This is a genomic window from Agromyces mariniharenae, assembly GCF_008122505.1.
Taxonomy (GTDB): Bacteria; Actinomycetota; Actinomycetes; order Actinomycetales; family Microbacteriaceae; genus Agromyces; species Agromyces mariniharenae.
On record NZ_VSSB01000001.1, the window covers coordinates 1,193,802 to 1,207,590 of the forward strand.

Consider the following 13,789-nt stretch of genomic DNA (forward strand, 5'->3'; position numbering starts at 1 on the left):
CTCGGTCATCGCGACATCCACCCCCCGTCGACGACGAGGGTGTGTCCGGTGATGTAGTCGGATGCCGGCGAGGCGAGGAAGACGGCCGCGCCGACGAGGTCCTCGGGGCGGCCCCAGCGCCCCGACGGGATGCGCGAGAGGATCTCGAGGTCGCGCTCGGGGTCGGCGCGCAGCGCCGCGGTGTTGTCGGTGGCGATGTAGCCGGGGGCGATGGCGTTCACCTGCACCCCGCGGTCGGCCCACTCGTTCGCGAGGGCGCGCGTCAGCCCCACGAGGGCGTGCTTGCTCACGGCGTACCCGGCGACCTGACGACCTCCCTGGAACGAGAGCAGGCTCGCGATGTTGATGATCTTCCCGCGGCCGCGCGCGAGCATGCCCTCGCCGAAGGCCCGACTCAGCACGCGGGGCGCCTCGAGGTTCACGGCCATGAGGTCGCGCCACTCGTGGTCGTCGACGTCGAGGAAGGGACCGCGCTGGATCGTGCCCGCGCAGTTGACGAGGATGTCGACCGGGTGCTCGACGGCCAGCTCGCCGGCGGCGTCCTCCAGCGCCTCGGTGTCGCGCAGGTCGAGGCGCGCGATCACGGCGTCGCCGTCCTGCGCGGCGATCTGCGCCCGCGTGGCGTCGAGCGATGCCGACCGGCCGATCAGCACGACGGATGCCCCGCCGGCGGCGAGTCCGCGTGCGATCTGTCGTCCGATCCCCGAGCTCGCACCGGTCACGAGCGCGCGACGACCTGCGAGGGAGAAGAGCGTGTCGACCGTCACCGCAGGTCCTCCACCGGAACCGGGGCGAGGTCGCCGTAGTCGCGGTTGTCGCCGGCCATCGCCCAGACGAAGGAGTATCGCGCGGTCCCGGCGCCGGAGTGGATGGACCAGCGCGGCGCGATGACGGCCTGCTCGTTCGCGACGATGAGGTGTCGCGTGTGCTCGGGCTCGCCCATGAGGTGCACGACGCGACCGGCGCCGGGGAGTTCGAAGTAGAGGTAGATCTCGGTGCGCCGCGCGTGGAGGTGCGGCGGGAAGGTGTTCCAGACCGCGCCGGGCTCGAGCACCGTGACGCCGAGCTGCAGCTGGCACGACTCGACGGTGCCCCCGCCCCAGATGTAGCGGTAGAGGCGCCGGCGGCCGGCGCCCGCCTCGTCGCCGAGCTCGACCGGCTCGGTCTCGTCGAAGGCGATGCGCGCAGCGGGCAGTCGCGTGTGGGCGAGAGCGCCGACGACGTAGAAGCGCGCCCCGGCGCCCTCGAACGAGAGCGAGCTGCCGCGACCGGCGTACAGGCCGTCGCGCGGTGCGAGCTCGAACCGCTCGCCGTCGACGACGACCACCCCGGGGCCTCCGACGTTGACGATGCCGAACTCCCGCCTGGAGAGGCCATCGGGCCCGAGCGCCTCGATCTCGGACAGCTCGAGGGCCGAGCCCGACGGGACGACGCCGGCGATGAGCATCCGGTCCTCCGCCGTGTGCAGCGTCGACACCTCGCCCTCCCGGAAGAGGCCCTCGACGAGGAACGCGTCCCGCAATTCCTGCGTCGTCGCGGCACGGGCGCGCTGGGCGTCCATGGCCGGGCGGTCGATGTCCATGCGCAGCTCCTCGAGTCGGTCGCGGAGAGGCAGGCGATCCATCCTCATCCTTGAACGATGTTCCGTATCTTGTACGGAGACCGTAGACTGATTCGGCACAGCGAGTCAAGTATGAGAACATCGTTCAAGAATGTGAACGGCCAGCGTCAAGGAGAACCGATGTCCCAACCCCTGTCCGGCGGCGCGGACGACACCGACTTCGTGCCCGTGAAGTCCGCCGATCGCACGCTCGACGTGCTCGAGGCGCTCGCATCCGGTACAGCGAGCCTCGCGGAGCTGTCGGCTCGTCTCGGCATCCCGAAGAGCAGCATGCACAGCATCCTCCGCACGCTCGAGCACCGGGGATGGGTCGAGAGCGACGCGGCGCGGTCGACCTACATGCTGGGCATGAACGCGCTCCTGATCGGATCCTCCTACGTCGACCAGGACCCCACGGTGCTCCGCACGTCCGACGCCCTCGACGGGCTCGCCGCGGAGACCGGCGAGACCGTGCACCTCGCCCGCCTCGAGGTGCCCGACGTGGTCTACCTCGCCAAGCGCGAGTCGACGCATCCGCTCCGCATGTTCTCCGCCATCGGACGACGCCTCCCGGCGCACGCGACGGCGCTCGGCAAGGCGACGCTCGCCGAGCTCCCGGCCGACACCATCCGGCGCATCCTCCCCGAGCGCCTTCCCGCCTCGACGGAGCACACGATCACCTCGCGCGAGGCGCTCATCGAGCACCTCGCCGACGTGCGGCGCCAGGGTTACGCCATCGACGCCGAGGAGGCCGGCCTCGGCATGCGGTGCTTCGCGGTGGTGCTCCCGTTCCAGACGCCGTCGAAGGACGCGATCAGCTGCTCGGTGCCGATCGCTCGACTGGACGACGAGCGAGAGCGCTCGATCATCGAGCTGCTGCTCGAGACCCGCGACCAGCTGAGCCGGCAGTTCGGCAGTCGCCGCGTGACCGCGATCTGACATCCGACCCGACCAAGGAGGAACCATGCCCAACATCACCGTCGAGCTGCTGCGCGGTCGCACCGTGGACCAACGGCGCGCATTCGCCGAAGCCGTCACCGCCCACGCCGTGGACATCCTGGGCGCGCGCCCGCAGGACGTGCGCATCGTGTACCAGGAGATCTCCGCCGACGTCGTCGCGAACGGCGGCGTGCTCGCGAGCGAGGACTCGTCGCGGGCCGACGTGGTCGCGAAGCACGGCGCCTGACCGATTGCCGGATGCCACAAGCGCACCGCCGGAACGGCCGATCCGCATCGTCGATCCCGACAGATGACGGCGCCTGGCGGCAGGCCCGGGGCTACAGTCCGAAGATGAATGATTTCCGTCCGCCCGTTGCCGACCTCGCCTACGCGCTCAAGCACGTCGTGGGCTACGACCAGGTCGAGCAGCTTCCGGGCTTCGAGCACGCCGACTTCGACACGGTCTCCGAGATCCTCGACGAGTTCGGCGACTTCACTGCTGCGGTCGTCGCCCCCACCAACCGCGCCGGCGACATCGAGGGCGCCCGCCTGAACGCCGACGGGACGGTGACCACGCCGACCGGCTTCAAGGAGGCCTACGCCGCCTACGTCGATGCCGGCTGGGGTTCGGTGCCCCTGCCCGAGGAATTCGGCGGCGGAGGGTTCCCGCGAACGGTCGGCCTCGCCATCCAGGAGCTGACCACCACCGCGAACATCGCGTTCGCGCTCGGGCCGCTGCTCACCCAGGGCGCGATCGAGGCGCTCCTCCACTACGGCAGCGACGAGCAGAAGCAGGCGTGGCTGCCCAAGATGGTCAGCGGCGAGTGGGCCGGCACCATGAACCTCACCGAGCCCCACGCCGGCTCCGACGTCGGTGCACTCACCACGAAGGCCGTGAAGCGCGCCGACGGCACCTACGGCATCACCGGCCAGAAGATCTTCATCTCGTTCGGCGACCACGACCTGAGCGACCAGATCGTGCACCTCGTGCTCGCCCGCACGCCCGACGCGCCCGCCGGCACGAAGGGCATCTCGTGCTTCATCGTTCCGAAGCACCTGGTGAACGAGGACGGCTCGCTGGGTGAGCGCAACGGCGTGCACACCGTCGGCCTCGAGCACAAGATGGGCATCCACGGCTCGCCCACCTGCGTCCTGTCGTACGAGGACGCCACCGGCTACCTCATCGGCGAGGAGAACTTCGGCATGCGCATCATGTTCGTCATGATGAACAGCGCCCGCCTGTCGGTCGGCATGCAGGGCCTCGCCGTCGCCGAGCGGGCCTACCAGCAGTCGCTCGACTACGCGAAGGAGCGCATCCAGGGCCGGGCGATCGGCGCCACGCAGGACTCCCCCATCATCGACTTCCCCGACGTGCGCCGCATGCTCATGACGCAGAAGTCGTACATCGCCGCGCTCCGGCGGATGATGCTCCAGAACGCCGTGTACGTCGACATCTCCACGAACCATCCCGATGCCGCGACCCGCGCCCGCGCCGACGAGATCGTGGGCCTGCTCACCCCGATCTGCAAGGCGTTCGGCACCGACCTCGGCAACGAGCTCACCTCGCTCGCGCTCCAGATCCACGGCGGCATGGGCTTCATCGAGGAGACCGGAGCCGCCCAGCACTACCGCGACGTGCGCATCACCGCGATCTACGAGGGCACGAACGGCATCCAGGCCGCCGACCTCGTCGGCCGCAAGCTCGGCGTGCGCAACGGCGCCTCGTTCCTCGAGTTCATCGCCACCATGCGGGAGCTCGACGGCGAGCTGGCGGTCGCCGGCGAGGACTTCGCGTCCATCCGCTCACAGCTGAACACGGGTCTCGACATGCTCGAGCAGACGACCGGGTGGATGCTCCGCACCGGCGTCTCCGACCCGAACTCGGTGCTCGCGGGCTCCAGCCCGTACCTCCGCATCTGGGGGCTCGTGGTCGGTGGCTGGTTGCTCGCGAAGTCCGCGCTCGCAGCGCGCACGCTCAACGGCGACAGTGTCGCGGCGTCGCAGTTGCCGATGGCGCGGTTCTACGCCGAGCAGCTGCTGCCGGCGGCATCCGGACTCGTCGGCGCCGCCACCGCCGGATCACGCGACCTGTTCGCCCTCGACGCCGACTCGCTCGGCGACGTGGTGCGGCGCGCCGCACGCGTCTGACGCCTCGCACGAACGACATCCGGGGGCCGCGCCGATCGGCGCGGCCCCGCTCTGCTGGGCAGGTCAAGTCCCAGTAGTGGGTGTAGCGCGGTACCTGTCGCCGGACCTTGGTGGGGAATACCGTGAGGTTCGTGAACCCTCGCCAGAGTTCTCCGTCCCGCTCGCTGTGCCTCGCCGTCGCTCTCGCCCTCACCGGAGTCTCGGTGACGGGGTGCACGTTCGGGGACGTGTCCGCGGCGACGCCCTCGGCGACCGCCGAGCCGGCGGCATATGAGGCCTCGTACGAGGAGAGCCCGTGCCCGGATCCGAATCTGGAGGGCGCACCGCAACTGGACCTCGGGCCCGAGTACACGTGTGGATATCTCACGGTTCCCGAGACCCGCGGTGATCCCGACGGTCGCACCGTGCGCATCGCGGTCGCCACGGTTCGTGCGGTATCGGCGACGCCGGCGGCCGATCCGATCGTGTATCTGGACGGCGGGCCGGGCGGAACAGGACTCATCAGTGCGCCCGCCGCGGTGGCCGCGGGTATGAACGCCGAGCACGACGTGGTGTTCGTGGACCAGCGCGGCACCTATCACAGCGAACCGTACATTTCATGTCCCGAGCAGGACGCGTTCTACGCGGAAGCCGTCGGGCTGGCGTACAACGATCCCGCGACGGGCGAGAAGTCCGATGCCGCCACGGCCGCCTGCCGCGAACGCCTGGTGGACGACGGCGTCGCACTCGACTCCTACAACACGGCTGAGAATGCGGCGGACATCGCCGACCTGCGGGTGGCGATGGGCATCGAGGAGTGGAACATCTATGGAGTGTCCTATGGCACCGATCTCGCGCTGACCGTGCTGCGAGACCACCCCGAGGGCGTCCGCAGCGTCGTGCTGGACTCGGTGGTGCCACCCAACGTCCGATGGACTGCCGATTTCTGGCCCACGTCCGCCGCCGCCTTCGACGAGATGTATGCGGCATGCGCCGCACAGGAGGCCTGCGCGGCCGCATACCCCGACCTCGAGGCCGAATTCACCGAAGCCGTGAATCGACTCGACGCCGAACCGCTGACCGTACCCGTCACGACCGCGGCGGGAGACACCGTCTCGGTCGTCGTCGACGGGTACAAACTCGCCAACGTGGTGGTGCTCCGCCTCGCGACCGGCCCCGCGTACTCGGCCGTGCTCCCCCAGATGATCCATGAGATCGCGGCCGGCGACGGGACCGGCATCGCGTCATCCGTCATCCAGTACCTCCCGCCGGCGGGAGTGGTCGGGCTGGGCCTGCAGTGGGGCGTGTTCTGCAGCGAGGATCTTCCGCGGACGAGTCTCGAGGAGGTCGTCGCCCTCGGTTCCGAAGCGCTGCCCGGATTCCCCGAGAGCGTGCTGAGCCTGCTCCCGCAGGTGCCGCGCTTCTTCGCCGACTGCGAGATCTGGGACGTCCCGCCGGCAGACGAGCGGGCACACGCGGAAGCCGTCAGCGACGTGCCCGCGCTCTTCCTCGGCGGAACGTTCGACGCCGTGACCTCACCCTCCTGGCAGGACGCCGCCACACCCACCCTGAGCGCGTCGCAAGTGGTCAATTTTCCGGGACTGGGGCACCAGGTGATCCTGCAGGACCCCTGCCCGGTGGAGGTGATCAATTCGTTCCTCGCCGATCCGGCGGCGCCGGTCGACGAGGATTGCATCGCTCAGGTGACGCCGCCCGTCTTCACCACCCCGTGACCACTTGACCCTGCATGAACAGGCCGTGCGGGCCGGCAATGCTGCGATGTCGCCCGCCGCCTCACGCGATCCATGCGGCGGCGCTGGATGACCGGCATTCGGATGACCGATGGGACGACGGGCTCGACATCGAGCCTCCCCGGCGGGAAACTCGGACCAACAGCGTTCAAGGGGGAGCGTCCATGTCCGACCAACGTCTCGGGCTCGGTGCCCAGCTGCTGCGACGCAAGCCGATCATCTTCCAGCATCATTTCCATCCCGGCACGGAGCTCCCGCGCAAGCTCAACACGTTCCAGCTCATGATGTTCGGTGTCGGCGCCACCATCGGAACCGGAATCTTCTTCGTGCTGAGCGAAGCGATCCCGGTGGCCGGGCCGGCGGTGATCATCTCGTTCCTGCTCGCGGGTCTCGCGGCCGGTCTGTCGGCTCTCTGCTACGCGGAGCTCTCCTCGTCCATCCCGGTGAGCGGATCGACCTACTCGTTCTCGTATCACGCGCTCGGCGAAGGTGTCGCGGTCCTCGTCGGCGGGTGCGTGCTGCTCGAGTACGGTCTGGCCGTCTCGGCGGTCGCGGTGGGCTGGAGCGGCTACTTCAACGAGCTGCTGCGTCTCCTGTTCGGGTTCCAGCTGCCGACGGAGCTTTCCGTTTCGTTCATCCCCGGCGATGACGGCGTGGCCACCGGTGGCGTCGTCAACCTGCCGGCCATCGTGCTCGTGGGCCTGTGCATGCTGCTGCTCATCCGGGGTGCTTCGGAGTCCGCGACGATCAACGCGATCATGGTGTGCATCAAGCTCGGCGTGCTGGGCCTGTTCATCGTGATCGGACTCTCCGCCTTCAACGCCGATCACTTCGACGACTTCTTCGCCCAGGCCGCGGGCATCAGCGGAGCGGCCGGGGTGATCTTCTTCTCGTTCATCGGACTCGATGCGGTCGCGACCGCCGGCGAGGAGGTGCGCAATCCGCAGAAGGCGATCCCCCGCGCCATCATCGGCGCGCTGTTGATCGTCACCGGGGTCTACGTCCTGGTGTGCATCGCGGGCCTGGCCGCGATGCCGGTCGAGTGGTATTCGACGCCCGAAGCCGGCGAAGCCGGACTCGCGAAGGTCATGGAGCTGGTCACCGGAACACCGATCTGGGCGACGGTCCTCTCGGCCGGCGCGGTGATCTCGGTGTTCTCGGTCACGCTCGTGACCCTGTACGGCCAGACGCGCATCCTGTTCTCCATCTCGCGCGACGGCATGGTCTCGAAGAAGTTCCTCGCCGTCAGCCCCAAGCACGGCACGCCGGTCTACAACACCGTCGTCGTCTCGCTCCTGGTGGCGCTCGTGGCGGGATTCGTGCCGTCCGACTACCTGTGGGACAGCGTGTCGTTCGGCACCCTGGTCGCCTTCAGCATCGTCGCGATCTCGCTCATCGTGCTGCGGCGGCGGCATCCTGAGCTCGAGCGCCCCTTCAAGGTGCCGTTGTACCCGGTGGTCCCCATCCTCACAGTGGCCGTGTGCATCTACGTGCTCGTGAGCCTCCGCCCGATCACCTGGATCATCTGCCTCACGTGGCTCGCCATCGTGTTCGTCTTCTACCTCGCGTACGGCCGGCGGCACGCCACGCTGAACCATTACACCTCCGACGAGGAGATCTCGGAGCCGATCCACCCTGAATTGGAGAAGCAGTGACCTACGTCGTCGGGTACGGGCCGCACAACAACGATCGCAGCGCGATCGAGCTCGCATGTCAGCTCGCCCGCTCGGTGCCCGGCGACGTGCGCGCGATCTCCGTGGTTCCGCAGGGATGGGGAACACCGGCGGCGGGTGGAACCGACCGCGAGTTCGAGGCGTGGGCCGCAGGAGAGGGCGAGCTCAGCGCCGCCGAGGCGCGCGACGATCTGGCTCAACACCCGACCATCGAAGGCTCCGCCGTCTGGGTGAGCGACCGATCGGTACCACACGCCCTGCTGGAGGAGGCGGCCCGGTCCGATGCCTGGATGCTCGTCGTCGGCTCCAGCAGCGACGCCGAACCCGGCCGCATCCGACTCAGTTCCAAGACCGACCGTCTGGTGCACTCGTCACCCGTCCCGGTGGCGATCGCTCCTCGCAGCTACCGCACCGATCGCCCCGTGACTCGGGTGACCGTGGGATTCCGCGACGATGACGCGAGTTGGTCCCTGCTGGCCCGCGTCGCCGACATCTGCCATCGGGCTTCGGCACACCTCCGCGTGGCCACGTTCGTCGTCGCACCACCGCGCCGACCGGTCACGGCCCGTTCGAGTCACACCGAGACCCAGGTGATCGACCTGTGGAAGGCCCAGGCCGCGAATGCCCAGCGCGAGGCGAAGACGTACCTCGACTCGCAGGGGTTCGACGAGTCCTCGCTCGAGTTCGCGATCGCCGAGGGGCCCGACTGGGCGCGGGCGATCAGGATGCTCGACTGGGAGGACGGCGACATCCTCGCCATCGGCTCGTCGGCGACGCATCCGGTGGCTCGTGTGTTCCTCGGATCGAGCGCGACCAAGATCATCCGGTACGCGCCCGTACCTGTGGTCGCGGTCCCCGGCGCGGCGACGGAAGGCCGAGCATGACCGCCGCGGCGCTGGCCGAGCAGCTTCGGCGCGTGCTCCCGACGGACAGCTTCGAAAGCCGGGAGCCACGCGACGTCACGGGGGCGCTCACCGCGCTGACGGCACTCGCGGACGACCGGCGTCCCGGCGAGGCTCGCGTAGCCGTGTACACGCCGACACTCACCGAGAACGGGTGGACGTCGCGCCGCACGATCGTGCAGATCTGCACCGACGACTCACCCTTCCTCGTGGACTCGGTCACCGCGGCCATCGCCGACGCGGGCCTCACCGTCCACCTGCTCCTGCATCCGATCCTCTCGGCCGGCCGCGACGCCGAGGGGCGCCTTCTGGCGATCGGCACCGACGACGGCCCGCGCGAGTCGTGGATGCACATCGAGACGGACCGCATCCCGACGGGCGAGCAGCGCGCGGCGCTGCAGGCGCGCATCGGGTCCGTACTCGCCGACGTGCGCGCAGCGGTGGACGGCTGGAGCGCCATGCGGCGCACCTGTCTCGGCATCGTCGCCGAACTGCGCACCTCCCCTCCGATCGGGGTGGCGGCGGAAGCGGTCGCCAGCACCGTCGAGTTCCTCACCTGGCTCGCCGACGACCACTTCACCTTCCTCGGCTATCGCGAGTACGCGCTCGACGTGGTCGACGGCGAGGATGTGCTGTCTCCCATCCCGGGCAGCGGACTCGGCATCCTCCGCGATGCGCCCATCCGGGTCGCGCATCTCCGACCCGAAGCCCGGGCGACAGCGCGAGCCCCCCGGCTGCTCACCATCACGAAGGCGAACTCCCGCGCGACGGTGCATCGGGCGGTGTACCTCGACTACGTGGGAGTGCGCACGTTCGACGAGGTCGGAAACGTCACCGGCGAGCGTCGCCTCATCGGGCTGTTCACCTCGACGGCCTACGCATCGTCCGTCCTGATGCTCCCCGTCATCGCGGCCAAGGTGAGCGCCGTGCTGGAGGCTTCCGGACACGCGCCCGGTTCGCACTCCGCGAAGAACCTGCTGCAGATCCTCGAGGACTACCCGCGTGACGAGCTGTTCCAGGACTCGCCCGAACACCTGCTCGACGTCACGACGCAGGTCAGCAAGCTCCAGGAGCGGCGGGGTTCACAGGTGTTCGTCCGCAGTGACGAGTTCGGCCGCTTCGTATCGGCACTCGTGTTCATGCCGCGCGATCGGTACAACACGCCCGTCCGACTGCGCGTGGAGTCCCTGCTCACCGAGGCCTATGGCGCCGAGTTCATCGAGCACACCGCGAAGGTCGGGGATTCGCCGCTGGCCCAATTGCACTGCACGCTGCGGATGCCGCGGGGCGTCGACATCCCTCCGGTCGATGTCGCGGAGCTCAACGCCGGCCTCGAAGCCGCGATCCGCACGTGGGACTCCGAGTTCGTCGACGCCCTGCACCGCGTGCACGACGAAGAGGTGGCTGCAGGGCTGTTCACCCGATACGGCGCCGCGTTCCCGGAGTCGTACAAGGACTCCACGACACCTGACGAGGCGGTCGCCGATGTCGGCCGCATCGAGCGGCTGGACGACTCCGGCGGAATCGCGGTGCACCTGTACGCGGCGGGCGACGATCCCCACCTGCGGTTCCTCAGGGTCGTGAGCACCGCCTCGCGGCCGCTCACGGAGGTGCTGCCGATGCTCACCGCGCTCGGCGTCCAGGTGATCGACGATCGCCCCCAGGATGTGACCCTCATGGACGGCTCGACGAGGCACATCTCCGACTTCGCCCTGAGCCTGCATGACGCCGAGATGTGGGGCGACGACGCCCGTGCAGCGGCGTTCGAGCGGGCATTCCTCGCGATCTGGTCGGGCGCCGCCGAGGGTGACCGCCTCAACTCGCTCGTCCTGCAGGCGGGCGTGGACTGGCGTGACGTCGTCATCCTGCGTGCGATCGGCGCCTACCTGCGACAGATCGGCTCCGCCTTCTCGATGGAGTACATCGACCAGGCGCTCACCGCGAACCCGACGCTCGCGGCGGGCCTCGTCCGCGTGTTCGGGGCCAGGTTCGACCCCGACAGGGCCGACGGCGGCACCGGCTACGAGCAGGTCCGCGACGAGCTGCTGCGCGCGCTGGACGATGTCCCCAGCCTCGACCACGACCGCATCCTCCGCGCCTTCGTCGGCACGATCGATGCGACGGTGCGCACGAACTTCTACCAGCGCGACGTCGAGGGCCTCCCCAAGTCGTGGGTGTCGATGAAGCTCGAGAGCAAGCGCGTCCCGAACCTGCCCAAACCGCAGCCCATGGCTGAGATCTGGGTCTACTCGCCCGAGGTCGAGGGTGTGCATCTGCGCTTCGGGAGGGTCGCCCGCGGGGGCCTGCGGTGGAGCGACCGACGCGAGGACTTCCGCACCGAAGTGCTCGGGCTCGTCAAGGCGCAGATGGTGAAGAACGCCGTGATCGTGCCGACGGGCTCGAAGGGCGGTTTCGTCGGCAAGCGGCTGCCCGACCCCGCGGTCGACCGGAGCGCCTGGTTCGAAGCCGGCACGTCCGCGTACCGCCTGTTCATCCGCGGGCTCCTCGACATCACCGACAACCGCACTGCCGCGGGGATCGTGCCGCCGCAGCGAGTCGTGCGCCACGACGGCGACGACCCGTACCTCGTGGTCGCCGCCGACAAGGGGACCGCAACGTTCTCCGACATCGCGAACGGCGTGTCGCAGGAGTACGACTTCTGGCTCGACGACGCGTTCGCCTCGGGCGGGTCGGCCGGCTACGACCACAAGGCCATGGGGATCACCGCACGCGGAGCGTGGGAGTCGGTGAAGCGGCACTTCCGCGAACTCGGCCTCGACACGCAGGCCGAGGACTTCACGGTCGTCGGCATCGGCGACATGTCGGGCGACGTGTTCGGAAACGGGATGCTGCTCTCGGAGCACATCCGACTCGTCGCCGCCTTCGACCACCGTCATGTGTTCGTCGACCCGGAGCCCGACTCCGCCGCCTCCTTCGGAGAGCGCACGCGCCTGTTCCACCTGCCGGGGTCGTCGTGGGCCGACTACGACGCGGCGCTCATCTCCACGGGCGGTGGAGTGTTCCCGCTCAGCGCGAAGTCGATCCCGGTGTCGCCGCAGATGCGCGCGGCGCTCGGGCTCGACGACCGGGTGGAGGCGCTCACGCCGAACGAGCTGAAGCGGGCCGTGCTCCTGGCCCCGGTCGACCTGCTGTGGAACGGCGGCATCGGCACGTACGTCAAGGCCTCGACCGAGACCAATGCCGAGATCGGCGACCGGGCGAACGACGCGATCAGGGTCGATGGCGTCCAGCTGCGCGCTCGCGTGGTCGGCGAGGGCGGCAACCTCGGGGCGAGTCAGCGCGGACGCATCGAAGCGGCGCGCGCCGGCAGGCAGATCAACACCGATGCCATCGACAACTCCGCCGGCGTGGGCATCTCGGACCGCGAGGTGAACATCAAGATCCTCCTCGGCGAGGTCATCCGCGCTGGCGACCTGACGATCGACGACCGCAACGCCCTGCTGGTGTCGATGACCGACGAGGTGGCCGCGCAGGTGCTGCGCGACAACTACGAGCAGAACGTGCTGCTCGGAAACTCCCGTGCGAACGCGGCCGTCATGCTGCCCGTGCACGAACGGCTGATGGAGGCCCTCGAGGCGCGCGGGGAGTTGGATCGCGAGATCGAGTTCCTGCCCGACCGCACCGACGTCGCCGAGCGCATCCAGCGGGGCGACGGGCTGAGCCGCCCGGAGTTCGCGGTCATGGTCGCGTATGCGAAGCTCGCGCTCAAGTCCGACCTCGCCGCGACCGACCTCGCCGACGATCCGTGGTTCGGCGGGACGCTCGCCGAGTACTTCCCGACCGAGCTGCGGGAGCGCTTCTCGGCGTACCTCGACCGGCATCCGCTGCGCCGGGAGATCATCATCAACGCGGTCGCGAACTCGATGGTCAACCGCGGCGGGATCACGTTCGCCGACCGCGCCGCCGCCGAGACTGGGGCCACCACCGAGCAGATCGCCCGGGCGTACGTCGCTGCTCGCGAGATCTTCGACCTGCGCGGATTCGTGGTCGCGGTCGAGGCCACCGACACCCTCGTCGACACGAGCACGCAGTCCACGCTGTACCTCGACTTCCGGCGATTGCTCGATCGGGCCGCCCGGTGGTTCGTGCAGCGCCGGTCCGACCGGGTGGACATCGGGGCCGAGATCACGAGGTTCGCGGGTCCGGTCGCGATCCTCTCGGACCGGCTCGCCGAGTTCTTCCGCGGTGAGGAGGCCGACCAGTTCGCGAACCGCAAGGCTGCGCTGCATGCCGCTGGGGTTCCCGAGGACCTGGCGCACCGCGGAGCGCGCCTGCTCGAGGCGCTGCGCCTGCTCGATGTCGTCGAGCTCGCGCAGGCTCGAGGGTGGGACCTGGGCGAGGTCGCTCGCACCTACTTCCTGCTCTCGGGCGAGATCCGGTTCGACGACCTGCTGACCAGCGTCTCGGGGCTTCCGCAGGAGGGCCGCTGGCAGTCGATGGCGCGCGCTTCGCTGCGCGATGACCTCTACGCCGTGCTCGTCGAGCTCACCGCCTCGGTGTTGTCGCACGCGGGTGACGTGGAGCTCGAGCAGAGGTTCGCACGGTGGCTCGAGGGGGGAGGCATCCCCGCGAAGCGCGCGGTCGATGCCCTCGCCGCGGCGAGCACCGTGACGGACCCCGACATCGCCGTGCTGTCGGTCGCCCTCCGACAGTTGCGATCGCTGGTCCGTTGACGGTGGAGGTGTCTGTGAAACCCGATCAACCTCGCCTGCGACGGGCAGTTGACCACCTCGAATGACTGACCCGATTCCCTACGAGAACGGATGTCGAGGCATC

Annotated in this window: 9 protein-coding genes; 7 read left to right on the top strand and 2 right to left on the bottom strand. The window is 69.3% G+C overall.

The features are described 5' to 3' along the window. Positions 1-5: 5 nt before the first annotated feature. Positions 6-767, bottom strand: a complete 762-nt coding sequence (locus tag FYC51_RS05465) for an SDR family oxidoreductase (protein ID WP_148732620.1) — start codon at positions 765-767, stop codon at positions 6-8. Further along, entirely contained in the window at positions 764-1,624 is an 861-nt protein-coding gene (kduI, locus tag FYC51_RS05470) for a 5-dehydro-4-deoxy-D-glucuronate isomerase (RefSeq protein WP_238476228.1), read from the bottom strand. Before kduI ends, FYC51_RS05465 begins: the two co-directional genes overlap by 4 nt. A 117-nt stretch (positions 1,625-1,741) precedes the next feature. Here kduI and FYC51_RS05475 point away from each other — a divergent pair, with 117 nt between their 5' ends. The 7 genes from FYC51_RS05475 (at position 1,742) to FYC51_RS05505 (ending at position 13,686) form a co-directional block, all read left to right on the top strand. Beyond that, positions 1,742-2,539, top strand: a complete 798-nt coding sequence (locus FYC51_RS05475) for an IclR family transcriptional regulator (protein WP_148732621.1) — start codon at positions 1,742-1,744, stop codon at positions 2,537-2,539. A 25-nt stretch (positions 2,540-2,564) separates the two neighbouring features. Then, positions 2,565-2,786 (top strand): tautomerase family protein, encoded by a 222-nt coding sequence (locus tag FYC51_RS05480; RefSeq protein ID WP_148732622.1) that lies wholly within the window; start codon positions 2,565-2,567, stop codon positions 2,784-2,786. A 104-nt stretch (positions 2,787-2,890) separates the two neighbouring features. After that, the gene (locus tag FYC51_RS05485; protein ID WP_148732623.1) at positions 2,891-4,687 is read left to right on the top strand and encodes an acyl-CoA dehydrogenase family protein; all 1,797 of its coding nucleotides are present in this window, start codon (positions 2,891-2,893) and stop codon (positions 4,685-4,687) included. Between the two features lie 131 nt (positions 4,688-4,818). Then, on the top strand, positions 4,819-6,399 hold the full coding sequence (locus FYC51_RS05490; RefSeq protein WP_187432505.1) for an alpha/beta fold hydrolase: 1,581 nt from the start codon (positions 4,819-4,821) through the stop codon (positions 6,397-6,399). Positions 6,400-6,581: 182 nt separating this feature from the next. Continuing rightward, complete coding sequence (locus tag FYC51_RS05495) at positions 6,582-8,072, top strand: APC family permease (RefSeq protein ID WP_148732625.1); 1,491 nt, start codon at positions 6,582-6,584, stop codon at positions 8,070-8,072. After that, positions 8,069-8,974: a universal stress protein gene (locus FYC51_RS05500; protein WP_148732626.1), complete on the top strand. Its 906-nt coding sequence runs from the start codon at positions 8,069-8,071 to the stop codon at positions 8,972-8,974. The genes FYC51_RS05495 and FYC51_RS05500 overlap by 4 nt, the downstream gene beginning before the upstream one ends. Further along, on the top strand, positions 8,971-13,686 hold the full coding sequence (locus FYC51_RS05505; RefSeq protein ID WP_148732627.1) for an NAD-glutamate dehydrogenase: 4,716 nt from the start codon (positions 8,971-8,973) through the stop codon (positions 13,684-13,686). The genes FYC51_RS05500 and FYC51_RS05505 overlap by 4 nt, the downstream gene beginning before the upstream one ends. Positions 13,687-13,789 lie beyond the last annotated feature (103 nt).